This window comes from Paenibacillus sp. FSL R7-0163, assembly GCF_037969975.1.
In the GTDB taxonomy this organism is placed as follows: Bacteria; Bacillota; Bacilli; order Paenibacillales; family Paenibacillaceae; genus Paenibacillus_AQ; species Paenibacillus_AQ odorifer.
Genome location: NZ_CP150224.1, coordinates 4,573,644 through 4,600,630 on the forward strand (window position 1 = coordinate 4,573,644; position 26,987 = coordinate 4,600,630).

Here is a 26,987-nt window from a genome sequence, read left to right on the forward strand (position 1 = left end):
TCCTCTCAAATTTTGTAATTTCATTAATTCAAACCATTCATTTCAATCACACAAATGCCTTAATTCTCGATCTCTAAATAACTCTTATATAATTTCCTTAAAATGTCTCTGAAGTGACTGAATAACAACCACCCCACCGGCCTTATGCAATGGTTCATTCTGACGCTCACATTGGAAGAGCTGGACACAAGACGGGCAGCCATTAGAACATCTACAGCTTGTCATCATTAGTTCAGCCTTTTTCAACAGCACGTTAAACTTTTCAGCAACAACCTCTACGATCCCTGATCCCCCTCCGACTTGGCTATCATATATAAATAAACCTGGCATCCCGAACAAAGTTGAACTCGAGTGAAATGAGACATGTTGAAAGTCAGCAGCGCTGCATTTCACAATAGCTGGAATTGCTGCGGCTAGAGCATGTTCAGCTGCATGTATACTTCCATCGAGAAGCTCCTCGAATGTAAGATCTGATACTGTTTGTATGCCCGCTAAAAGATTTCTAAGCTGACTTTTACCTTGTTCATCCCACAGCAACCACAGTGCATCTGTTTGAAACGAAACAGGGTAGGTATTGGTTAGCTGTACCGTTTCTGATGGTTTTTCATTGTGTGTGTATATTTTCTTGTAGCCGAATGTGTTTCGTTTTACAATTATATTCCCAATGTTCGCTTTCAACTCATTACCAACTAATATGAGCTTAGTAATATCACTCACTTCGATACTATCCCGTACAATACCTCGTGTAAGATAGTCCGATCTCACCTGTTCCACTAGAACCTTCCGCTGCCTCTTATCGATCCACTTTACCTTGTAATAACTTCGGTTATCTGATCCCAAAAAGATCGCATCTACATGATAATCCCTTATCAAGGAACGAGTATCTACATTCTGAAACAATATTGTTTCGTTCCATCCACTCTTACTCACGACGGTGTATGTTTCACCCATCGCAATCAATGGCAGATACTTTGGAGACTCACCCATATACATAAGTTTTCCTTCAGCCTGTTGCCATTGCTCGTCAACCTCAGCTAATACCTTCCGAAGGACGCTGGCACGAACGTAATTAATTGCATTGTAGATCGTCCCTCCTTGCTCATGCGCTGCATAAACAAGATGTTCCCTTAATATTTTTGGATTGTTAATGTTAATAGCAGCAGATTCCGGTATCTGCTGGAAGAATTCTAGCGGATTACGGGCATAATATTGTTGTAATGGCTCCTCCTGTAACATCATCACAACTAAACCATCTCCGCCTCTGCCTACTCGACCTGCTTGTTGCCAGAAGGAGGCATGAGATCCAGGGTAACCAAGCATGATGCATAGATCCAGACAATCCACATCAATCCCTACCTCCAAGGCCTTAGTAGCGACAACGCCTAATATTTCACCTTGTTGTAGCTTCTTTATAGTTTGTTCCTTGATTTCTTGAGGTAAATTAGCATGATACGGAAGAAATAAGTCCTGACCTTCTTTCAATTCTATTGATCCGGACTCATTAAGGTGTGTTCTTAGAATCATATTGAGTTCTCTACTTAAAAGCTGAGATTTTTGACGATTACTAGAGAAAATAATACTTCTCGGCCATTGCCCATTTCTGTAAACCGTTTTTAGGATCTCATAAAGATCGGATGCAACTGCTCTTCTTTTATGCTCTATATCTATAAGACCAGGGTTCCATAGAACAATATCCTTTTTATTAATCGGTGCGTTGCTTTCCATAACTTCATGGAACCCTTGTATCCCCCTCTTACCTGTTAATTCCTCAACCAAATATTTAGGATTGGCTATAGTAGCAGAACATGCAATGAATTGAATCTCCCGATTGCCTAATCTTTCACATAACATTCTTAAGCGGCGAATGACCATAGCCACTTTTGAACCAATCATACCGGAGTAATGATGCAGCTCATCTATTACGATATAACGGAGATTCGTTAAGAATCTAATTAACTGCGAAGCCTTTCCTGTCTGTGCTCCTATGCTTTGAAGAATGGGATGCAAATAATGAACATTGGTTAGCCAATAGCGTCCCTGTTCAAATACCAAATTGGAGGCCTGGTCCTTCCTCATATGCTGAGGAATATTACGTTGACCGAAAAGAAGGCCAGCAGGCACTTCTGTTCCATGGACCTTAAGCTTAGAGAAACCAGCCATTTTGAAGTTGCTTACATTTTCTTCTTCCAAATCTGCCCACTGTTGTAAATGAGCAAATTGATCCTCGACCAAGGCCTTAAATGGCGATAAATAGAGCGCGCAAGCATTTAGATCAGCTACGAGTTTTTCCATAATTGGAATGTTATATGACAACGATTTACCAGATGCCGTCTTTGTGCAAATAACTACATTCCGTCCTTGTCTTATCGCTTCGACTGCTTCACCCTGATGCTTATAGAGCTTATTAATTCCCATTGTTTCAAGCTTACTACGCATCCAACTCTCCATTGGTATATGCTCATCGTACATGCCTTGTATCTCATCAGTTTCATGGACAAATACATCCGCTCGAAGGCGTTTGCTCAGTTCTACTAATTGTCCGGCAAGGAGACTGCTATGAAATGTCTCTTGAAGTGGTAGCCTTCTATCTAGAAGCAAATCCATTTCTTCCGTCATAAGCAAACTGCTCATTATGGGACTTCCATCTTCAATGCAAAAAATGCCTTCTTCTTGTTCGCTATCGCTCTCATATTCAGCTTCAAGGGATTGCCAATCGGTGATGTGGACACCATTCGCTCGTTGCTGAATTCCCCGACGATAGCCTCTAGGGTCAGCTTTATAGCTGATCTGTACAAAATCGCCATAGGGTTTAACTGCTCCACAAGATGAACATATCAGAGGCATTTCTTAATCGTTCCTCTCGATTAAAGATTTCAGGAGTATCTTTGCTCCAGGTTTAAATAGTTCAACATTGTACTTACCGGGGAGCTGAACACAACTTGGACATCCTTCACTACAAGGGCAGCTCTCCATAAGCTCAAGTGCCTTACGCATTACCTTAGGCGTGTTCTCATATATTGCCTCGATCGTTCCAAGCCCAGATCCATTTTCTCCATAGAACCCGATAACCGGTCGATTAGCAAAAGCAGACATTCCGCTTGCAGAGAAACCTGTAAAATCATTAGCATCACAAATGATCATATCCGGAATTACCGACGTCATAGCATGCTGGGCGGCATGAAGTGAAGCTTCTTTCAACATCTCGGTAGTTCGATGTTCACTTGCCCATTCCTGGATATTCTCTTTTAGCAGCAGCCAATCTGAATCTGTAATGGTTAGCCACGTTCCTTCTGGAGCAAATTTCGTTACAGATGGATGAGTTAGAGCCACTTGTTCTGAATCACTCTTTTGCCCAAAGAACAGTTTTCTATAGCCAAATACACTTCTCTTAATCTCTAACTCACCATAAGCCATATGAAGCTCTTCAAAATCATGTCTCTGGTACGTCTGTATAATATCGATAGTATCTCTATAAGAAGATTGAGTATGATAAGTTAGCTCCTGGATAGGCAAAAGAATAATCTCACCTTTCCGGCGATTAATAGAATCCACTCGGTATGCTCGATCCCCTGGTGTCCAGTAGATGGCTCCTTCATGAAAATCTCGCATAGCGCTCCATTCATCCAACCCATCCACAACTGCATAATTCTGCCCACGAATAGAAACACTATAACTCTGACCTGAGATTGAACGGAGACTAAACTTCTTATCTACAACCGCTTCTTCTGTTCCTTCTGCTGCAACTGCGGTCTGCAAGACGGATTGAATAAATTCCTCATGTAGGTTCGGAAACATACTTTTCAGATCTATTTCCGTTAAATCCCGCCCAAGTTCTTCTTGGAGTAAAGGTAAATGAAGCGCCAATAGCTTATAATTAGTCGGATTAATTCTTACAACTTCAGGCGCTTTATGCAGAAATTCATGCGGATTACGCATGTAATATTGCTGAAGCGGATCATCCTGCCAGATGAGTATGGCAACACCCTCACCTTTCCGCCCTACACGTCCGATCTGCTGTGAGAATGCCGCCTTCGAACCAGGATATCCAACCAAGACAGCCAGACTCAAATCACCAATATCAATCCCTACTTCAAGTGCATTCGTAGTAATAACGACGTGGATGTCGTGGGATTTCAGACGTTCGATAATTCGTTTCCGAGTCTCATTAGGCAATATTCCCGTGTAAAAGGCAGCTAGTTTTTCTCCTTCGACACGTTCCTTTGGCAAGCGAAGAGGCTGTCTTAAAACGTCTTTAATATATTTGGTAAACACCATCGTCTGACTCCGGGAGGGCTGAAAGATAATACTCTTAATTACTTTCTGATTGACTGTCATAGCTTGCTTAGCAATCGTAATTGCATCCGTTGAGGGTGCACGTCTAACCTGCTCACCAGCTGATATCCCTGGATTCCATAGAACGATCTCTTTGCGCTGATGAGCTGAACCATCCGTATCAATGAGTACAAACTCTTTAAGACCTGTTAGATCCTGAGCCAATTTCACCGGATTATCTATAGTAGCCGAACTGGTTATGATCTGAATGTTTCGGGTATTTCCTAGCTCACGGCAAACCTTAAGCAATCGGCGTAGTACAAGTGCAACATGGGACCCAAACGTACCGCGATACAAATGCATCTCGTCCAACACTATGAATTTGAGATTTCTGAGATAATTTCGGATATGCTGACCAGAAGTATATTTCAACACTTGCACCTGACCAAGGATAGAATGATGAATCATATCCGGGTTGCTCATCCATATCTGTGCTTGTTCCATGATCCGCTGCCTTGGCCCATTTTCGGTATCCCCATCCAGTCGACCTACATGAATGATACGTTCGCCCAACTTCAATGGGGTCTCAAACCAATCATCCAAGGATGGTTGAGCAGATGGGTTTATTTCGCCAAACCGTTTGAGCTGATCCAACTGATCATTAGCTAAGGCTTTGGTTGGGAACAGGTACAAAGCTTTATCTTCCGGGTGTTCATAAAGATAACTAAGAATAGGTAAGTTGTATGACAAGGTCTTTCCGGAAGAAGTAGAAGTAACTAACACCACATTAGATTTTGCATGGACCGCTTCTACTGCTTCCCTCTGATGATCATAAAGTTGATTTATGCCCATTCGGCTCAAAGCTTCCCGTATCGGCTGCGGTGTGAAATCTGGAATTTCTGCATAAATAGCTTCTTTTGCCGGTAACGTATGTACGTAGATCTCTGCATCCTCAACATCGGCTAATGCTTTTAGCTTCTCCAGAACTTCATGAGCGGAGAACTCACTACTGCTCACACCCGGAATCCGAGAATCTTCACACAACGGAATTTCAGCTTTTTCCAGATGGACAACGGCCTGACATTCCGGGCAGTAGACTCCTTCCAGATGATTTTTATAGATTTCCATTATGGGTGACCAATCTGAACATTGGATTCCAGTGGGGGTATACTCTAATCTCCGCTGCTCTCCAACCTGACTAATTCTATGAGATATTTGAACAGCCTTAAGCATACTTGAACATACTGAACATTTCAGAAACGCCATTTCTACTCCGCCTCCATCCATTCATCTTACCGCCTGTTTCCATTAGACCATATTACCTAGACATCCACATGTCAGCGAACGTATGTTCATTTGAAAATATTCCCTTATTCGAATTAATTCGACAAAACAGGTCGGAAGTCCTTGCTAACTAAAAAAGACGACAAGTATGTCGTCTTGATTAATCTCAGCTTTATATTGCCTGTTCCTATAAGAATACACACTACACCAACTCCTCAGCCTCCTCCCAAAACTCCACTCCCTCATCAAACTCCGGATCATAATTTTTCTCTTCCCCAGTTAAATATTTCGACAGAATTTTTGTGATCCGAATACCATACGGATATATTGTGTGTTTATCGTAATTCAGACCTACTCTTCGTAGCTGATCAACTAAATTAGCCAGATCATCACGTTCCATCTCATCCAGCTCTCCCAGAGGAATGTACTCAACCGCTTTCTGCTGAAGCAATAGTTTGCTAGGAGACAGGAACTTGATATCTTCGTTTCTCACACCAGACCATGCTCTTGGCCTTCCACCAACACCATAATAAATCCCTAGTGGATCTTTGAAAATCCCCGAAGCTTTGTTGAATTTCTCTTCAGCATCATCTTCAATAATCCTATATTGTGGCACATCATCCGTCATATTGACACGTATAAACTTAAGACGGGCATCATTTACTAGTCGTTCGCTCAGATAAGGAACTTTATCGTATTGAAGGTCAGTATTTCGAATGACTGGAAGCCAGTCCTTTCTCAGTGTCGCATTGATTATTACTGTTAGCTGCTTTACATCTTGACCAAGCTCACTCTCAATAGCTCTGACCATAAAATCCAGAAAAACCTGTTTGCTTTGATTCCATTTGCCCGGATTTTCCAACGTTTTGGCCTGTTCCAGATAAAAAGGTGCCTCTCCTAAAGGTAACCATGACTCAATTCCGAATATCTTTAACATCATCTCAGTTCCGTCCATTTTCGATATGACAGGTAAATGTTTCTTGTCTGCTTTTAAAATATTAAAGGACAGGACCGGACCACATGAATCTAGCTTGGTCACATTGTTGCTTAGGAAGCCTGCATCATTAAGCAAATCAAATAATGCATTGATTATGCGAGCAGTATCCCCCTTCTCATCTCCAGTAAGAGGATGTATGAACTGAGTAAGACGTCTTGCCTTTTTCATCCCTTCCCTTATAGCTCTCTTAGGATCACCGTCTTTGCTCCAGTTTTCTTTAGGCGCAATCTCCATTAATGCCAATGTCCGCTGATCCCCGGAAGAGCGTTCTTCATTAAGCAGCTTGTTAATTTGATTCACTCGCTTGATAAAGGCAACATCAGCTTTATATGTTCCAGCTTCCAGTTCACTTACAATTTCAACAGGATTGCAGTGTACGAATTCTACGGTTACATCCTTATCGCAATTGAGCCCATAAACATTCTCTGAAATTTGACGATTAAAGATTATTGATTTATTTTCCAGTGATTTTTGTTCAGTCGTATAAACTTCTTTCATTGCAGTAAACATTGCTTCACTACTATAAACCTCAATAATTAGCTTTTCTGCTTGATGCGCGACAATGGGGAACCGAATGTCATTCATACGCTTACGAGGGATCTCCGGAATATGCAATAACGCTGTTAGATGATACTTAGCAAGTACATCTTTAAACATATTAAACAGACCACTTTTCTCCGACAACCCGAGTCCTGACTTCACAAAGTTACCTTTGCCATTGAACGAATGATGATTGACTACATAGGCAGTAACTTCACCATTTCCGTCCAAGAATACAGCAGGATTAGAGAGCAACATATCAGGTTCGAAGGATTCTCCGTACAGAACATCCCAATACAAGCCATCCAGGGCTGTTTTCCAGACTGCAAAAGGCGGTGTTCCCTGTCCACTACCAGCACGACGCTCAAACTGAAGCTGTGAGAAAGAAAGCTTCTCTTGCAACGTATACGGATTACGGACTGACACAAGAACAGAACAGGCATGATCCGCTTTTAAATAACAGGAACCTTCCTTAATTTGTGCGTTCTTCAAATACCGCCTTGTACCTACAGTTACAAGAATAAGCGGTCTATCAGCATCCCCACCACGATTCTTCAGTTCAACCTTTAGTACATAAGAAAAAGGATCGTGTTTCGGTGATTTCCTGATCGGAGTGGAGACACATTCATGCTGATTATTAAAGATCGTATGATGAAACTGGAGTTCCTCTACAATACCTTGCCCTAACTCAACCGTTCGCAGTTCTTCACAGAACTTATGAGCTGCCAAGCCAGGAAGCCATTGGTATTTATCAATAGATTCATGAAGCTCACCAAAAGTAGAAGTTTCCCATTCCATTTCAGCCTCTTTAATCTCCTCCGGTAGATTAGCTGCTGAATATCCTTTTAAATGTGCAAACCAGCCTAGAGTGAGCTTTTTAATATGAGACTTTGGAATTTCAACAGTAGAAACAATCCATGGCAAGTTTTTTTGCAATACTCTATTATTTAAATCCACATGAACAATCTCAGGGAATATACTCTTTAGCTTCTTGCAAAGAGGTTCAACCTTATATGCAAGCTTGTGGTTTTGAGGTGTCGCTTGTGTAATAAAAAAATTGCGCCAGCTGTCCGGCATATGCATGACATGAATCGTTTCATGATAGAATACCGCTTCATTCACTTCCAGTGCAAAGAGCTCCATTTTGTTCATATACTGCCTCCCATATTCATATTATGAATCGCTTCGCTAAAGGGCCCATATAAACTTTGGAAAATAGTATCCTTCTTGTTCTTGTGCATAATTGCTGCCCATACTTCAAGCATCGAATATCCTTCAAGGTTACCTGCTGGCTTAGCGTTGAACTTAGCATCACAGAAGTAGACACGGGCATCTAATCCCCCACGCAGCATACGGCCGATCATCTGCCACACCGGAACAAAAGTGTACCACCCCATAATCTCTCTTTCTTTCGGACTTAAGATCGACCAGAAATCCGGTTTCATATACATATGCTCCAGCTTACCGCTGCTAATTTGCCGTAGTTTGGTAACCGCCTTATCGTAAACAAGGTTCTTTCCTTCTATCCGACGCAAATATTCTGGCAAATACGCATGCAGGACCTGAACAAGATAATTCAGATCATTGGGTATGGGGTAAGGACGAACCAAAAAGAATACTGATCCGAAAAGGGCCTCTCCCTGACTATCTAATATGTTATATCCCCGACCAACGGACAATAGGGGTACAATCAATACCTCAGCCCGGTTCCGATAAAAGGACTCGATCAATACTCTGGAATACTGATCTTCTTGGTGACCATCATCTCTTGAGAGCGCCTTATATCTGCCCGTCCAAGTTCGATCATTTCGAAAAACACTGCAGACTGTTTCAACATCATCATAAGAGTTCACAACCAGCAATACTCTCCTGTTGTTACCTTCAGTTCTCCAGTGATTCAGTTCATATTCAATATCTGGCTTTAGATGCTGTACCATCCCACTTAAATATTGATCTCTTTGTTCTGGATCACGAATACCTGACACCGAATAAAATTCTCCACGAACCTCATCAAGCACGGGCTTATAATTCATCTGAATAACTGAGCTCTTGCGGTTTGCTCGTAGCAACCATTCTGAAGGTGTCTTCAAGTCATAATGAGCCGACTTCGGAGCATGACTGGTTCCAGAGAGAAATACAACCGCAGGACCTGCTTTCCCGTCACATTCTTGATACAGATTATACCAATCATGAAGCAGCAGACGGCCCACAGCAGTGTATTCAATCAGCTTGAACTTCCCGGTCTTTTCATTGTCAGGCAAGTCATATTTATATCCCAAGGTAATCCCGGTCATCGCTTCTTTCATAAATGCCTGATAATCCTTCTGCATAGTAAACAACGGTGAGAAATTAATCGATAGGCCAAGTTTAGCTTGAATCATAGGAAACGTAGTTAAAATGTATTTGATACTCTCCTCTGCCCTACATAAGTACAAGAAGAATTCAAGTTGCACAAAGAGCAGTTCTTTTTTCACCTTTGGTTTAAGGACCCCGCTTACTTTGGTTATAATCTGCTCCAGGAGTCTCTGCTTCTGCTCGGGGCTCTCTGCCTCTACAATCTCATCAACGATTCTTGAGAGTAATGGATCCTTGTATGGGTCTGAGGCGTATTCGCTGAAACGTTTGAATAATCTTGACTGTAATTGAGAATTGTCAGAGAGTTTTTCACTTAGTGTGCCAGCCAGTGCTGCCACCCGAATCAGATTATTCCTGATATCCTTCCTAAGCGTCTGAGACAGTTCCAGTTTGTTATAAATTCGCCAGATCATCTGATCCAGCATACGAAGCCTATCGTTCCACTCAATAAAGGCAGGATCACCAGCATACTGACCATAATATCCACTGGTTAGCTCATTAGACTCATATCTCAGCTGTTCAAAGATATCGTCAGCTGCCCCGAACACATTGTATTGTGTCAAAAAGGTCTCATCAAACTGCTTCTGCACCTGATCCGCTTCATCTACAAAAACAACATCAAGCAGGTCATACATGGCTTCGTAAGTCGTTCTCTCCAAGGGATCAATCACTGCTGATATACGTGTCTTCAGCACACTTGGCGCAGTGGCAACCCATACCTCAGCATTCTGCAAGCAAGATAGATCTTTATATACACCACAGGCATGTGCAAGCGGGCATTTCACAGATTTATCGTCTTGCTGCAACTGGATACAAGGATATCTGCTGCTCCGATCATAATCTTCAGCCAACGCTTTAATGATACAGACATCGGATAAATGAATAAGTGACTCATACTGCTGGCTTTGCCAATCACTAACCTCTTGAATGCCACTGCTATTCGCAAACAAATAGTTATTGAGATGATCTTCTCTGGAGGTTCTCCCAATAACAGGAACAGCATGTATTCCAAGCTTACGCAATTCTTTGACACGTTCAAGGGCCTGCATAACACTACCTTCAATGAAGCCTACCCTTGCACCCTCATGTTTTACCAGCCGGTAGGCTTCCATCATCATAAAAGTCGACTTCCCTGCTCCAAGCCCCCCACCAATGTGTTGATTCCCTTGATACACAAATTCTAGATCCATACCATCAAGCGATTCCAAAAGCACAGACTTGGCCCTACTTACCCACATGGCCGATGCTCCCAGAAGTTGATCCATCTCAGTTGCTAATACAGCTCCGTTATATGGGACCGAAAGCTTAAATATTCTTTTAGGCCGATACGCTGGCAGAGGTTTGACTTCATTGGAGAGCATAGATTCAGGGATTTCCCCCTGGAAGGTGATCCATTGCCCACCTCGAATCCTTCGAGAGTATGTAAACTCTTTTTCATTAGCAAAGGGTTTAGTATTCAACTGGCGTGAGATGGAGTGTTCAAGGATACTACTATAGATAGAAGAACGGTCAATTAAATAACGCGGAGCAATTCGAATAGCTCCTTCATCCTCCTTGATCTCGTATAACCGATATTCACTCCCAATTTCCCCATAGGCATTGATTCGTTTCAAGAGATTCTTCTTGGTTCGCAGTTCAGGAAATAGAATTCTCAGCCGGGTAATGATATCCGAGCGAGTTGTATGTTTCAGAATGGGTTCATTGTAACCAACTAGAACTGACCACGTCTGATGGATGGATAGCTTAGGATCGATCAAAGTACATCCTGTAATGAATAACTCCATGCTCACCAGAAGATTAATTTCGGATTTACGCAGTTTAAGTGATTCAAATTCTTTGATGATACCTTCTGAAAGCTCCCAATAAGTCTGCCTCACAGAAACACCTTCTTCAGCGTGGATTCAATTTCCTTCTCCATGATCATTTCGATATACTCCCGAGCAATTTCGTTTAGCAGATTCATACTTCGTTCACGATAAGATGCGAAGAGCTGGCTGCGATAATTCGGAACTACAATAAGGCATTTATTCTTGTACTTTTCCAGGTAGGCAGGACTCTGATGATTGAAGAAATTAGCAAGCGTCCGTGGATCTCTGAAGTCCTTGACATCAAGAAAGATCGTTTTTCCATCTTCTGATACCAAGAGATCATATTCATCCACATTGGGATAGAGCTCAACCTGATATCCCTTACGAATCAATCGTTCGGCGATTCTAAGTTCAGATATTCCAGGCAGCAATACAAACCTTTGAATTCCAGGTATAAGCCGCAATACCCTTTCCCTACCAAAATCAAAAGAACTTATGAGCTCAAAATCAGCAAGCAGATGGCAGATATCTTCTTTATTACAACGCCACCGATCATTCTTATATTCCAGGGTCCAGCCACAATGTGGGCATTTCCGAAAGTTAGCCATCATAGGTGTTATTTCTTCATAGCATTGCTTGATCAGATTCGTTAGTTGAATATCAAGGAAAGTATCAGCAAATTGGGACAATTGAAAGGAAGTAACTACGGCATTTTGTGGATTAGATAGAAACGTGCGGATGCGACCATACTCTTGCTGAAGCTGTCGGCCTTCTTCTCGGCAGTACATCAGGATCTCATACATAGTCTGTTGCTCAGCATCCTGTGGGGAAACATATCTGTTCAGGAACTCATCAGCATCCGGCGTTAAGCCAATGAACTCTTCTAACAAAGGAGCATCTTCGGGGTAATAGTCTTGGAGGTCAGGGATCCCCCATTCTTTGGATGGGCGATGAAGAATTTTCAGTAGATGATACAGATCAACCGGAGGTTGATCTGTAGAAGCAGCTGTCTGTTCTATGAATAACAGCATTCCCTTATAAAGCTCGTCCGGAATCTTGCCGTAGTTGCCTTGCCATTTGTTAATCCCTGTTATCAGGGACAAAAGAGTGTCATGCGTTTTAGCCATAGAGCACCATCCTATTAGAAGATTGATAGATATAGGATAAACTATGGTTGTGACTAAGAGTTGTCAGCGAATGTATGTTCCTAAATGGAATTTTCGAACTCTTGTGAAGTCACTATTTCAAGAAACCAATTCTGGCTCAGTAAAATATTTATTTCGATTTCCTTGAATCTCGATATGAGACTCCCAAACAAAAAATTTCCAATGTTCACCTATACCTGGTGAAAACACAATGAATTCAGGAGTTATCATTTTTCTGAATTCTTTGAAATCGATATAATATACTTTACTTCCTTCGAGTCTTACTGCTAAAACTGAAATGTCGGCATCATCTAAAATTCCAACTTGGGCCATGTTCAAATCAAACCAACCACTGCCTTTTTTATGTAATTTAGAGCCCGGAGTACATGCAACAAAGCACTTCCCATTGGTCCTACCTTCGAACATGATTTGTTTTCTTGCGATGGTTGTTAATTTACAATGGTATTTATTACTCAGCAATTCAATTATTTGATCCTTTTATGGAATCGACATATTCTGTCCTCCATTTCCTTTTCTTATATAAAGAGTTTGTGTATGAATTTTTAAACAATCAAGGTAATCATCTTCTTATACCAACAGCTTATCTATCAAATCTCTTAGAGAGCTCATGCCACCTCCCGGCATAAGCGATACAGCCCCCATATTATATTTGTCGTGAAAATCTGCCGTGAAATAACGAAGCTCATCGCTCTGAACTGGAGTCAAAATATAAACGCTCTGAACTGCACGTTCGTCGTTACGGCGTAACAAGATACCATCCTTGTACTTATGCATTTCGCCTAGTGCTGTTCCTAAATTATTTGCGACTCTATATTTAGGATCGAGAATATATAAGCGATCTTCTGCATCAATAACAATGTCAGGAACCATCCTCTGTGTAACGGTGTAAAAGTGCGGGGAATTATTTTGGAATACCCGTTGATAAGATAGTCGCATACCATTCTTTAACTGGACAACACTCTCGTTGTGCTCTGCAAAATGAAGAAAAACCCCTTCCCTTCTGGTTCGAAATAACCCACTGCTGTCTTTTAATAGGCCCTTTTCCCGAAAAAGCTTTACAAGCTGCATATAACACCATATCTCATATAGCGCAAAAGTTTCTCTCAGAGGATAATTGTAACTCATGCCAATTCGTTCTTTCCCATGCTTGTATAAGCGATCAAACCATTGATAGCACTGTCGGTATACGGGATGTTTTCGAAACACTTGGGATATTCTTCTCAGCCCTTGGTAGGGAGTAACTTGCTTGAAAAAAGGATCTCTTAGCCAATACCCTACTTTATCCGCATAGGCCTCTACCCTTATTGCATATTCTACCGGACTTGCTTTACCGTATAGTTTCAACAGATGTCTCAGCTCTACCAGTTGCTGCTTTAACAATCTATTCTCATAGCTGTTGTAGCTATCCTCACGGGCTGAAGATTTCACTGTTTCCGGTATGATTCCAACTGCGCTGCGCCCACTATTTCGCTCCAGCCAGGCCAGTGTTTGGGCATCCACCGTCTTGACACGATCCCGTCTCATATGCCGTTCGCGGGTTTGAAGCACCCTCGTCGGCTGCTCAATCACGTGACGGATCATCGTTGAAAGTGAAGCGAACGACGCTTCTATGTAGCTCCATTGTGCTAAAGAAAGCTCCCGTGAATGCTGATCCGCTTCAATTCCCGTTTTGATATCCGAATGTTCGAAACAAAGGGATGCTTCCTGCAAAATCTCACTTAACATGAGGTGATATTGGTCCTGAGTCATTTTCCGGGTATCCGGATAAATATAAGAATCGAGCTTTACCCCATTGATTTCAAAAGTGACCTGTCCGCTATAAAATGGTGTCGACAATTGTCCATAAGCTTCACCTTCACTCATCCGCAGCGGAAAGTGCTGCAGGCCGCAAAATTGAATCGAAGGCTGCTGCTCAAGATCATTCATTACGTACTTCCAGTCGTAGGTAGTAGCCTCGGTCAAGTAGGCCTCATCCAAGGTAACCCACGCTTCACCGTTTATGCGGAGCAGAAAATTATCGCCAGAACTGTGTTGCTCCATAGCGTACAAGCTCCTTCTCCATACGAATAATATGACCGTAGCTCACAGAATCTTCACTCAAATGTTCAAAAAAAGCTCTTTTTAGATCTCCAAGTAATTCTGCTATCCGATCGTCGCCTCTAAGCTTAGGTAGCACCTTTTCCGCAATAACACGATCCAGCATGGCGTTACTTGATGCTTGATGCTCAATGTCCAACAATAGATGGCCGTTCATCTTCTGAATCATCTCATTCATCGTCCGATATCCAAAATGCAGGTGAAATGGAGCCAGCAAACTGTGCAACTGCATCAAAATTTTAAATTCGTTCTGCAATCCCGCTCTTACACCATCGTCTACACGACTCCAAAATGTTTCCAAATCCACCTCACTTAACGTCATAACGAATGCACGATCTAATACCTTGTCCGAAATGCTATGGGTCGTTTCATCTACATTAATCGTACCCAAGAGGTATACGTTAGGCGGTATGCTGATCTTGGAAGGAATCAGATCCAAATCATCCCGGTTATGCAAAGGAATTTCTTTGTGCGACTCCACTCCGCTTAAGTAATCGCTTAAATAATATTCGACCCGAGCGAGGTTCATTTCGTCCAGCACAATAAAATGCGGTTTCTCTCGCTCCTCATGAGCGTGCAAGATTACCTTTAGAAACTCTGTCATGATGTAACGCTGCTCAAAGGAACTGTAATACCCAAACAGAGCAGTCGCATCCGTCCAATCAGGACGGACAGGTATAATAGACAAATACGGATTGTCAGCTTCATAGGACAAACCATATACCGCATTTGCGTAGAGTTTGGCCAACTGTGTTTTACCCGTTCCCGAGATACCGCTTAGTATAACGAAATGTTTATCGTCCAAAGCTGTTAAATTCAGATGCAGATCACGGATTAAATCTTTATCAAACGTCAGGGAGCAGTTCTGAATCGCCTCATAAATGACTGTGAAATTAAAATTGCTGTTGTATTCAACGGCGTCCGTTGAAGGATCATCGTCTGGGGAAGTGTCATCCATCGGTTCAACACTTGGAGCATCCGTTTCGAGCAATTTGAATTTACCACGACCTGCTACATGGGCAAACAACAATGCAGCACACACCAATCTCCCTTTAACTTCCCCTATTTCTTCTTCAAATTGCCGCTCAGTATTGTTATACGTTCCGATCCGATACTCATTGTGACGTACTTCAATATCATGCTGACCAAGCAAGTTCATGGCTTCTTGCTTCAAATCTTCATTATTTTGGTTAGTTGTACGAAACGCTTTCACTAACCACCATTCATTTAGACCACTACCAAGTAACATCTCAACATTCGTATAGATGTGATTATGTTTCTCTATATCAATAGCAAGCATCGGCCTAGATGAGCCAGTTCTTGTCTCATACTCTCTATAATACAAACAGCCTTGTACAATGGTTTGTCCATCCCGTTTTAGAGAAAACTCTTGTTCCCGTTGACCTGACTTCTCATTCCCCATAACGCCATATTGAATCTGATAGGGTCTACCGAACAGTGTTGCTGGATAAGTCGATTCAACGGAACCGAGCAGATTCATAATATTTGCAGCTCTTGCACATTGCTCTCTGTACTCCAACAAATACTTTCGAAATGCAGACGTCTGCTCCCAAATTTGCCTTAATATATCAATAATTACTTTTGGATCATACTCCCCCTTCAAGGGAAGCTCCAGCCCCATGTAAATCCACGGTCTAATTCTCGGCTTGATCATATCAACGATTGTTTGATCTAGAACAGTCCGCTCAATTTCGTTTCTTGTAAAGGATCCAGTTCTGGTGAACGTTCTGATCTCGGGATTCAGTTCGCTCAGCATCGCATTCAGACGCTCATTCTTTATCAACTCATTGACCAGATAGAAACTAAGTTCTATATACACATACATTCTTTGCTCAACACCATTAAACTCAAGTGTCAGCAGATTGAACTCTTTGTCCTCTATTTTACGAACGATTTGAGCAAAGTACTTTTTGCCTATACTCGTATCTTTCTTCTGTTCCGCATATTTAGGATTTAATGAGTCATGGTAGGTGGTCACTAATGTCTGACCATAGGTAGCAATTCTATAATCCTGACCAACTAACTCCGTGGCTAACTGATCTAGTTCCGATTTCCAAAACTGGTCCATGGTATCGTTAACTTTCTTGCACCGTTCCGTAGTGTTATCAATATCGAAGATTTGCTGGTATTGGGTTAAGTTGATCATAATGGGCTCCTTTGATTCTTCGAATTCTTTTCCTTAGTTTTGTTGATATTACTCAAATGGCCTACCCGTCAATTTCCGAATAGATTTACAGAACCTCTTCCATTCTTTTGGATAAGCATTACTACCATTTATGTGTAGGACTTTATCTTCAAACACGATGTCTAGACTCCAATGTGTTCCATCCAGCGCATTAGGATCGATATACTCATGCTCCCAGCCCAGAATACGGCATTTAGTCAGCTCTTCTCTGAAAATAGCAATACCTTCATTGTCCCTTTGTACAGCCAAACTTGGTTCCAAGCCCCCGTCTTCTCTTACCTCATATGTGATCTTGCCATTTACAAACTCGACTTCAACTATATAGCTCGAACCAAAATATCCCCCAATAGAAGCTGTGATCTGTTTGATATTTACGTATTCTGTTATCATGTAACCCACCCCTCGGGTACGATTTCTATGCCGCTTCCATTAATCTTTCTTCTCTTATTAGACCATAGTACTAAGGCAATAGTATGTCAGCGAACGTATGTTCATTTGTAATTTCTTCCTTATTCGTCTCCATTCGACAACCTGGGTCTGAAGTCCTTGTGAAATCAAAAAAAAGACGACCGTAATAGTCGTCTAGCTCTCATGCAACTCATTCTTCTGAACTACCCTCCCGATATCTGCTATACCAAGCAGCCCTCCAGCGAGTGTCATAGGTACCCTCTTTCAAATAGGTAAACTTTATGCCTCTTTGTCTCATCGATGACAAATGCTTGACCATCTTTAAGTCTTCTATCACCCAGAACATACCGCCTTGGTCTCTTAAATCCAGAAATTTGAGGCCTTGAGATTTCAAATATTCCGTCAAGCTGAAGCTGAAACTGGAATTCGACAGAGTCTTCTGCCCTTCAACAACACTCTGGGAATCGCTCCAGTAATGCACTTCCATCCCTGCTGCCGTCTCCAGCACCAGAAGCTCCTGCTCAAATGCCGCTTGTCTTTCTTCTTCTGCATTCCGCATTTCTTCTGTCCAATAGTAGGTCAAATTAGGCTGCTGACTGATTTCTCTAAAGAAAAATTCTTCAGCATCCTCATCTTCGGACTGAATGACATTTGATAGTTCTTCTGCGAAGTCCGCTGAAACTGAAGCAGCCGGAGCCGGCTCCTTATCGAACTCCTGCCATTCCTGTCTAATTCGCGCCGCCCTATTTACTATTGCATCTTTAAGCACAGTCGGCTCGGACTCTCCCGCCTTCATATCCTTCTCCTGCTTGTGAAGTTCACGAGGAATGTTCAGTTCCTCCAACTTTCGGAACAACGGCAGCAGTGCTCTCTCGGGATGCCGGAAGAATTCCCCGCCTCTGATCCGTACGAAGGTCCAACCGAGTCGCTCCAGTATGGATTGCCTGTCCAGATCCTCCCTAAGCTTCTCCACCGGATGCCATTTGTCCCCATCGCATTCCACAGCCAGGCGTTTGCCGCCCCCTTCAATAACCATATCAATCCGGTAGGCTCCCACCTTCCATTGGGGTAGTACTCTATATCCTTCCTGAAGTAAACGACGCATAACCTGCCGCTCGAACTCGGACTCCAATGCAGGCTCATGCTGCTTCAAGGCTTCATCCGCGGCATACGGATTCCGGACATACTCAATTAATCGTTTCCGCAGATCCCCTTCTTTAAGCTGAGTTGAGGTATCGAGCGAATGAATCAGCCATAATTGGTCACGGGCTCGGCTAACTGCTACGTTATAGCGCTTTTTAGTTCGATTTCCAGGATCTGAGATTAGACGCAGGGGTACAAATTCTTCTGATGCGTCGACCATGGATAAGAAAATAACATTGCGCTCATCGCCCTGAAACTGAGCAGAATTGCCGCAGCGTATCTTTCGCCGCTTATATTCCGTGGCTGGTATATGCTTTTGCAGATACTGGTCAATCAGAATAGCTTGCTCTTCCCCAAGCAGGGTAATCACCCCAAAGGTGGCGTCCTTATACTCTTCCTGCTCAATGGCGGAAAGAATGAGCGAAGCAACAGCCTGCGCTTCCACCTCATTCCGTTTATTATTTCTGCTTCCGTTCTCTACACGGTACTCAACAGTGTAAGGCTTGGTCGACACCCCGCTTGCATCTCTAAGAGGAAGAATGGAACCATTATAGGATAAGCTGTTGCTGAACTGAATAATCGGTTCTACACAGCGGAAATGTTCCCTGAGTTGCGTCATACCCGCGAAGGACGTTTTGGCCAGATCATAAATCGAAGTGCTCCCATCATAAAGAGCAGAGTTAGGGATACCTTCCAGGTGGGCATCCATCAGCCTTCTCGTCTCTTCTAACCGCTGCCCGATTGCTTCTGGACTCACCTGTTCATCATCACCCACAACAACAATTTGCGTACCCAAATAGAGCGCCGTCAGTGCCATAATATCTGCCTGACTGGCTTCATCCACTATAACTACATCAAAATGGTTCTCTGAAGGGTTGAAACTGTCAACCACTCTATAAGTGGGCATAATCCAGACGGGAACAGCAGTCTGACAGATCGGCATAAGCTTTCGAGCCTCAGCAAGAAGATGCGGTGCCGATTTCCCGGTCCGTTTGCCTGCTTTTTTCATTAACAGCTTCCAGCCGTGGAGAGCATTCTGCTGCTTAAGCGTAGTTTTCCCCGCGAGCGCGAGCCAAGCCTTTTTCTCGACCAGCTGCAGAGTGACCGATTTAAATTGTTTACGAATTTCCACCAGTTCTTCCTGGAGCAGCTGGGTAGAGATAGCCGCTCTTTGATCTAATTCCATATCCAATTGTTTAAGCAGCCAGATCGCTTGAGTTTCACTTGGAGCATGAAGTTCTCCGTGAACTCCACTCCTGTTCCTAACCGCCTGTGCCCAGTCGGGAGCGCCTTCTTGTAACTGCTGTAGCCATTCTTGTCTTTGACGGATCAGTGTGCTTTTCTCCCATAATTGCTGCAACGCGCGATAAGATTCTCCATACATCTGCTGATCCAGCTGCACAATGCTTTCCTGCAGGCGACTTGATATCCATGAGCGGGAATCTGCCAGAGACTGAGCGGTCTGCTCCAGTTCCTGGATACGGCGGTTGACTATCTTCCATCTCTCTGCATGAACATATGAATTTATGATGTCAGGAAGCTCTTGCTCTACCAATTCCTGCAGATGAAACCAATCTGCATGCTTGCCTAATGGGAGCGGCTTAGAGTTAACCAGTTCACTCCACAGAAGTCCTTCGTTCTCCAGGACCTCAAGCGAAGGATTGAAGCTTGATTGTCTCCAGTCCAACAGGCCACAGATTTCCTTCTGAATATTCTCCATATACTCTTCGGGCTCCGACCCAAATTCGGCAAGATCATAACCTCCTCGGTCGGTTACCTGCCGTTTCCAACGAGTCATCGACTTAGAACGCTGAGTTTGATAATCAATGACCGTCAGCAGGGCATCAAGATAGGAGACATCCAGCTCATCGATCTCCTTGCCAGACGGAACAATAAGTTCACATACCTTCTTCCACTGCCGCTTAAGCAGCAACTGTAGCGAAGTCAGTTTCCCTCCATTTTCCAGATGCCTCTTTATTTCATTCAGGATAGCAGGCAAAGGCTGCAAATCGCTTTCAGTTAAATGTTCAAATCCATATTTGTATCTGGCTGTTCTCGCTGTACGGTATAACTTAAGCCACTCCTCTACTTCTTCCAGCAATTCAAGCCAGTCATTCTTTTCATGCTCCTTGGTAAAGATCAGATCAAGCTTCCAATCCTCTAGGTTACTTATAGCCATCGTTTGACGCAATTGAATTAAGGCAGTGAAGAGTTTATCCGATGGTACTTCCATGTTAGTTGCCCAATAAGGTATATGCTTATTCTTATCCGCACTTAGCAGCTCCTGATGTTCTTGGACAAGTTCATTAAATTTATCAGGAGTGAAGAACATTTCTGCTCGAATGGATAGATATTTGAATTCATTCTCATCTTCCTGTGTAATCTCTACAGAGCTTAAATATAGGCTATCCAGTTCAGAAGGAGTAAGTGGAAAAGCCTGTCCTGCGACAATCTTCCCAGGGATTAAGTCCATCGTTTCCTGCCCGGCAGAGATCATCTTCGCCGCTCTGGAAGGGTCAAATTCAGAACCCCAGAGTACAATTGGTCGATAGTCACTCTCTCTAGAGATTCGAAGATTGCTGTTAATTTCTGTGATCTGCTCTAGAATAGATTGGCGTTTGGCTGAGAGAACGGCTATTTCCTGCTCCGTCTGTTCCAATGATATCGAACTCAAAGTCGATGTAATTGTATCAATGGAGTTCTCCAGTTGTTTCTGTCCGCTGACATCGTCCAATATGCTGACGCAAAGATTTTGAAGTGGTCCAGCCACTTTATCACGTAGAACGGCCAGTGCTCTAGAGGTATGGCTAGTTACCAGCACACTTTTTCCCTCCGCCAAAAAATGACCGAGCAGATTGGCAATGGTATGCGTCTTCCCTGTGCCCGGTGGCCCCTGTACCAGAACCGAGCCAAACCGGCCCAGCTTCAGGGCAATATCCAACTGCTCCGAATTTGCCTCTTTGGTGAAACGAATCTCTTCGTTCTCTCCATTAACATTCAAATTGGAATATGAAAAAGCACTTTCACCCTGAGGTGCCGTTCCTGTGTCAATTCCAGTAATTCTGGCTATCGCCTGTGGAAAATCTTCTCTTTCATTCAAATCCTTAATGATTTCTTCAATCGCATGATCGAAACCAACGGAACGCTTGCGTAAAAAAATAACAGGCTCTCTCCGAATGTACACTACCTTATTCTCCTGAGTTAAAGCTGCTGTTTCGCTACCATAAGGCATAAACAGCGCTTTAGCAGACAAGTAGCTCGATACTTTTTTCAGATAATTATCCGTACCCTCATATCCCAGGGGCGAACAAGGAACCTCCAACAAATCATCAGCGCATTTCTTAAGAGATTGTGCACTAACTTCAAGCGTATCCCTGAATAAAGTACTATGGAACTCGGGCTCATCTTCAGAAGCAATCAGCATAAACTCCGGCACATCCGGATTAAAAACCAGCTGTACTTTCTGTAAGAGCACCGGATGGTGTATAATCTCCGGCTGCAACTCCCAGTGTAATATCCCATCACCAATCATTAGTTCCACAGAATCCCTTTCACGATCAATCCATGAAGAGAGCATGTACAAATCCTCGAACAGCTTAATAGTTCTGCGTACAGGCCATTCGTTTGTTTTCCACTCCTCACGTTCCTGAATCCATTCCTCCCAGATCTGCACTCTTTCTTTATCCTGATCGAAACGTTCCTGATACGCTCCATACTCCTCTAAATCCTCTTGCTCACGGTAGCTTTCCAAACTTTCAATTCTATCCGGCTGCGTCTGAATTTTCTCCCAATCCGGCTTCAACCAGCGCTTGAGCAGCAGTGGTGGTTTCGGGCAAGGGGTTGGATCTGGTCTCTTAACTGTTAGCAGGACATCAGGAATCAGATCCTCTATACGTTCAGAAGGGCTTATTCCGGCCAAAAATTCACAGATTATATTGGAATGGGCTGGTACATCCGAAAAGGATTGCGACCATAAATGACCAGAAATTCGCTTGATTACCGGCTGTTTCAGTTGATGCATAGCCTGCAGATAGGAAAACACTTGAATAAGCTTTTGTTTAGCGGTGCTGCGCTGATCCTCGCTGGTTTCCATAAAAAGTCCTTCCTTCTTCCTTTTGCGACAAAAGTCCTGTTTTTGAAACTATTATAATATAACGGCCTGTATTAAAATACCAGTATTTTCTCATTACGGTTTTAATCTTACATATAATTCAAGAAAACCCGATTCAACCGCGTGAAGTCGCAGATGAAGTCGGGTTAGGGAGTTTCAAATGATTTCGAAAAAGCTCTTTTTCACTACTGAATTGGCAGTTGGATTGATCCGTTAATTTATCTTAGAACTTGATATCTTCTATAATATATTCGCTAAAGGGTACATACAAACTTTGAGCAGAGTGTTCATGTTCAGCCTTCGGGTGTGTATTTATCCCTAGATATTATCATTCGTAATATCGCAATTAACTCACAAAAAACTCAGTATAACTATACCCTTCCCTCGTTTTCTTCACCTCCAGGATTGCCGGTATTGCGCTCTTCAGCTCCTGGACATGTGAGATCACACCAATCATTCGACCGGACTGTTGCAGGTCAATCAGAGTATCAATAGCCTTGTTCAGAGACTCTTCGTCCAGTGAACCAAAACCCTCGTCGATGAACATGGTTTCTAGTGAAACCCCACCATCATAGGCTTGAATAACATCTGCCATTCCGAGCGCTAGACACAGCGAAGCATTAAACTTTTCTCCACCGGATAATGTCTTCACATCCCTCAGTTGACCGGTATAATTGTCATACACATCAAATCCAAGGCCACTTTGCCTGCCGCGTTTCTCCATACGGTCGCTGCGGACAAGGTAGTATTGTCCTCCGGACATTTTTTGTAGCCGATGGTTTGCATTGTGAATAATTTTATCTAAAAACTCAATTTGCAGATAGCGTTCGAAGGAGATCTTACTACTATTTTCTCCACGCACAACATCATACAAATCTTTCACGACTTGGTACTCACGTTCAGCCTCTTGGCAGCAACGCTCAGCCTCAAGAATATTCGCCTTAAATTCCAAGCCTTTATCAAAGTTATTCCCGGCTTGGATAGACTCCGCGCGAACGATATCAATAGATTGTTCCAGATCATCTAGAAGCTTCTGCATGGTGGCAAGATCTTGACGTTCTTTACCTGTCAGCGTGAAACTTAATTCCTCAATTTGCTTGGTTACCGATGCCAATGAGGCATTGTGCATTTCAATCTGATTCTTCAGCTCAGCTTGAGCACTATTGCTCATCTTCGCTGCTTTATAGCTTTCTTCTGAAGCGAACCCAGCCTGTTCTAACGCTCCGAGGTAGCTTTGAAGAGCCTTGCCTTTATTGGTAGTCGCTTCACTTTTCCCATTCTCAGCATTGATTCGGCTTGCAGATGCCTTGATATTCCGTTCGTTCGCTTCCTGGTATTGACCCTGTGCTTGCTTCCACGCGCTCTCAAGTTGTCTATTGTTAACCTCTGCACTCTTGATATGCTGTTCTAATTTTCCGAGACTACGTACTTCTTCTGGCAAGCTGGATAAAGATTGATCAAATAATGCTTTCTCAGTTACATATTCTGTATTTTTGCTATTGAACAAATACAGCGTATGTTCCTTTTGTTTACGTTTCTCCTCCAATTTGCTGTCCAGTGTATCTAGTGATTGCTTGAGTGGAGCCAACATCGAATTATCTTCTTTCAGTTGCTTCTCCTCTTCAACCAGTGCCTTTCCCTCTATTTGCAGATCAGCATAAACACTCTGAATCCGTTCTAACGGATATCCCAGTTCAAGCAACTGTTGCTGTTTCTCTTTAATCTGCTGTTCAGTAGTTGTGAGCTTCGCCTTTACTTCTAGGTGTTTTTTTTCAAATAAAGATTTCTCCTTACGCATCCGTTCAAGCTCTTCTTTGGTAGGAATGTCACCGGTGGCAGCAGCTTTTTGGGGATGGTCAAGACTTCCGCAGACCGGACATAACTCACCATCATGAAGATGACTTGCAAGCAATCCTGCTTGTCCTTCAATCCAGCGTTCCTCAATTGCAGAATACGCCTGATTCGCTTGTTCAAATGACCCTTTATTCTCTCTTTCTTCTGCTTGTTCTATTGTAAGTTTGTCTAAAAGGCCGAGATATTCTTTCATAGTTACAGCCTGCTGTCTTAACTGGCTAAGCTTCTCAGTCTTTGCCGGCAAATGAAGAACCTTATCTTCCAGTTCCTTAACTTGCGCTGCTTTAGAGAGTCGATCGCTCTGCTTCTTCTCCAGCTCAACAATTGAGCCGTTCAGCTGCTTAGACAAGGTATCCACTTCTATCGTAAGCTTCGTGACTCGTTGCTGTCTCTGGTCAATCTCTTTTACTGCCGGGAGATATCCTTGAAGCCGATCCAGTTCACGTAAAGATTGATTCCGTAATTCTTCCTTTCCTTCCTCCTGCTTATAGAGAGCAATAGCCGTATTGAGGGCAGTTTCAGCCTGCAGGCATTCTGTAAGCGCAGCTTCGAGCAACTCGCTTTTACGAATTAGTTCATCCGTCATTTCAATATTATGTTGTTCATAGACCTGAAGGTGAACCGCTTGCTCTGCCAGAGACAGCTGCACTATCTGCTGTTTGATAACATCCTCTTGTGCTACTAGCTGTTGCTTTACTTCAGATTTCTGATCTAACAGATCAAATTGTACATTCACCGCTAGTGCTTGATGATAAACAGCCGTATGTTCTTGGGATTTAGCCATTTCAGCTTGCAGCAGCAGCTTCTTTTCTTTTAGTTGCACAGTATAATATTCAATCTCTTTATCCAATGCTTCAAGCACTTGATAAGTATTGTAGTTCTCCTGCTCAAAAACCTTGTATAAGTCAGAGACTTCACGCCCGCCTAGAGCACCTTTCACATTACCGATATGATATTCCAGCATCTTCGCTTGCTCCGAGCAAATTTGCTGCATGTCCTTGCGTTGTTCATTCAAATGGTCCGTTACCTGTTTATATAACCCAGTCTTAAAAATCCGGCGCAAGATCTCTTCCTTGTTCTCTGTCTCTGAGGTGAGCAGCTTGCGGAATTCACCCTGTGGCAGCATAACGATCTGACTAAACTGCTCCTTAGTGAGTCCAATAAGTCCGCGAATTTTCTCATCTACCTGAGACACGATAAAACGATCGACAATGGGGACAGCCTGTCCGCTGCTGATTTCGTAAAGTTCATAGCTGTCTCCTGTGGCGCTAATGTTCTTTGCCTTCTTATGGGCCAACTGCCGAAATACACGATACGTCCGACCTTTCAGCTCAAATTCCAAATCAACAGAAGTGTGGAACTGGTCATCGGCGAAATGGCTCCGGAGCATCTTGTTATCATTTCTGTCTTCACCACTTGCATCTCCGTACAAAGCGAAACAGATCGCGTCAAAAATCGATGTCTTTCCGGCCCCCGTATTCCCTGATACGACAAATAACCGGTGCTCTTTAAGCTCGGAGAAATCAATAACCTCTGTATCCTTATACGGCCCGAACGCCGTCATTGTCAGCTTCAACGGTCTCATAACGCTCACCTTCTTTCTCCAGGATCTCCTGCAGCGTTTCGATAAACAACTTCTCTGTATCTGGCGATAGCTCTGTTCCTCTTACGTCTTTATAAAAGGCTTTGAACAGCGACAGCCCATCCATCTTTGCTCGTCCTTCAACCACTTGGGGTTCCCCAATCAATCCTGGGATCGTCATCTTTCGTTCTACATGCATAGCGTTTGGATAGACCGAGCGTACCCGTTCCATTGGCGATGACACCAACGCTTCATCCAGCAAACGGACGAAAACATAATCCTCATTGATGACATGACGCTCAATATCTGCGATAAAACCTTCGACTGTACGCATATCACGTCGTGGGGTCAGCAATTTTCGTTCAATCGTTGTGTTTCCATGCTGATCTAGGTGGACAATTAAATATCCCTTGTTATGATGTTCTTCCGAAATCGAATACTTAAGCGGTGAGCCGGCATACCGGACTGTTTCGTTTCCAACATGATGTGCCTGGTGCAAGTGACCTAATGCCGTGTAATGGAATCTATCAAAGTATTCGGAGCTCACATGCTCTGCTCCACCGATAGACAACGGACGCTCGGAGTCGCTAGTATTATCCTGTGCTACACCACCAGGTGTTACAAAAGCATGTCCCACAAAAATATGGCGGGCGTTTGGGTCCATCGTTCTTTTAATATTCTCCGTAATCTTCTGTATGGCATCATTATGTGTTCTAATACTCTCATCACCAAGTAAATAACGTACTTTCCCAGGCTCAGCATAAGGAATGAGATGGAAGTGAATTTCACCATACTCATCATTCAATACTACGGACTCCATGGAGGTAGTAAGTTCTCCAGCGATATGTAGCCCCGAGGCTCTCATAATGCTGCTGCCGAAATCAAGGCGGCTTGGGCTATCATGATTACCCGCGACCGCCAGAACTGGAATTTTCAACTGCAGTATAATCTTCTCGAGCACCTTATCAAGCAACTGCACTGCTTCCGTCGGTGGAACCGCACGATCGTATAGATCGCCTGCGATAATGATAGCATCAGGCTGCTCTGCCTCAATATCCATGATAAACTGTTCAAGGATATATTGCTGATCCTCTGTCATATACACGCCTTGTACCAACTTGCCGAGATGCCAGTCTGCTGTGTGGAATATTTTCATGGTTTTTC

Annotated in this window: 12 protein-coding genes; all 12 read right to left on the bottom strand. The window is 43.1% G+C overall.

Annotated features, from left to right (window positions below):
- Window positions 1-84 precede the first annotated feature (84 nt).
- The 12 genes from NST45_RS20215 to NST45_RS20270 all read right to left on the bottom strand — a co-directional run bounded on the left by NST45_RS20215 (window position 85) and on the right by NST45_RS20270 (window position 26,979).
- The gene (locus tag NST45_RS20215) at window positions 85-2,844 is read right to left on the bottom strand and encodes a DEAD/DEAH box helicase (protein WP_076141159.1); all 2,760 of its coding nucleotides are present in this window, start codon (window positions 2,842-2,844) and stop codon (window positions 85-87) included.
- A gap of 3 nt (window positions 2,845-2,847) precedes the next feature.
- A complete protein-coding gene (locus tag NST45_RS20220; protein WP_339823617.1) occupies window positions 2,848-5,538 on the bottom strand; it encodes a DEAD/DEAH box helicase in 2,691 nt (896 codons plus the stop codon).
- Between the two features lie 220 nt (window positions 5,539-5,758).
- The gene (locus tag NST45_RS20225) at window positions 5,759-8,245 is read right to left on the bottom strand and encodes a DUF3962 domain-containing protein (RefSeq protein ID WP_076141157.1); all 2,487 of its coding nucleotides are present in this window, start codon (window positions 8,243-8,245) and stop codon (window positions 5,759-5,761) included.
- Window positions 8,242-11,325 carry a hypothetical protein gene (locus NST45_RS20230; protein ID WP_081388051.1) on the bottom strand — a complete coding sequence of 1,028 codons (3,084 nt, stop codon included), beginning with the start codon at window positions 11,323-11,325 and terminating at the stop codon, window positions 8,242-8,244. The genes NST45_RS20225 and NST45_RS20230 overlap by 4 nt, the downstream gene beginning before the upstream one ends.
- Window positions 11,322-12,383, bottom strand: a complete 1,062-nt coding sequence (locus NST45_RS20235) for a hypothetical protein (protein WP_076141155.1) — start codon at window positions 12,381-12,383, stop codon at window positions 11,322-11,324. Before NST45_RS20235 ends, NST45_RS20230 begins: the two co-directional genes overlap by 4 nt.
- A gap of 117 nt (window positions 12,384-12,500) precedes the next feature.
- Entirely contained in the window at window positions 12,501-12,881 is a 381-nt protein-coding gene (locus tag NST45_RS20240) for a hypothetical protein (protein ID WP_141118467.1), read from the bottom strand.
- Window positions 12,882-12,989: 108 nt separating this feature from the next.
- Window positions 12,990-14,462, bottom strand: a complete 1,473-nt coding sequence (locus NST45_RS20245) for a DUF2357 domain-containing protein (RefSeq protein ID WP_076141153.1) — start codon at window positions 14,460-14,462, stop codon at window positions 12,990-12,992.
- The gene (locus tag NST45_RS20250) at window positions 14,437-16,686 is read right to left on the bottom strand and encodes a hypothetical protein (RefSeq protein WP_076141152.1); all 2,250 of its coding nucleotides are present in this window, start codon (window positions 16,684-16,686) and stop codon (window positions 14,437-14,439) included. Before NST45_RS20250 ends, NST45_RS20245 begins: the two co-directional genes overlap by 26 nt.
- A 48-nt stretch (window positions 16,687-16,734) precedes the next feature.
- Complete coding sequence (locus NST45_RS20255; protein ID WP_076141151.1) at window positions 16,735-17,115, bottom strand: hypothetical protein; 381 nt, start codon at window positions 17,113-17,115, stop codon at window positions 16,735-16,737.
- Between the two features lie 208 nt (window positions 17,116-17,323).
- Window positions 17,324-22,369, bottom strand: coding sequence for an AAA domain-containing protein (locus tag NST45_RS20260; RefSeq protein WP_339823622.1), 5,046 nt, complete (start codon window positions 22,367-22,369; stop codon window positions 17,324-17,326).
- Between the two features lie 364 nt (window positions 22,370-22,733).
- On the bottom strand, window positions 22,734-25,826 hold the full coding sequence (locus tag NST45_RS20265) for an SMC family ATPase (RefSeq protein ID WP_339811529.1): 3,093 nt from the start codon (window positions 25,824-25,826) through the stop codon (window positions 22,734-22,736).
- Window positions 25,783-26,979, bottom strand: coding sequence for an exonuclease SbcCD subunit D (locus NST45_RS20270; RefSeq protein ID WP_076141148.1), 1,197 nt, complete (start codon window positions 26,977-26,979; stop codon window positions 25,783-25,785). Before NST45_RS20270 ends, NST45_RS20265 begins: the two co-directional genes overlap by 44 nt.
- Window positions 26,980-26,987: the final 8 nt, after the last annotated feature.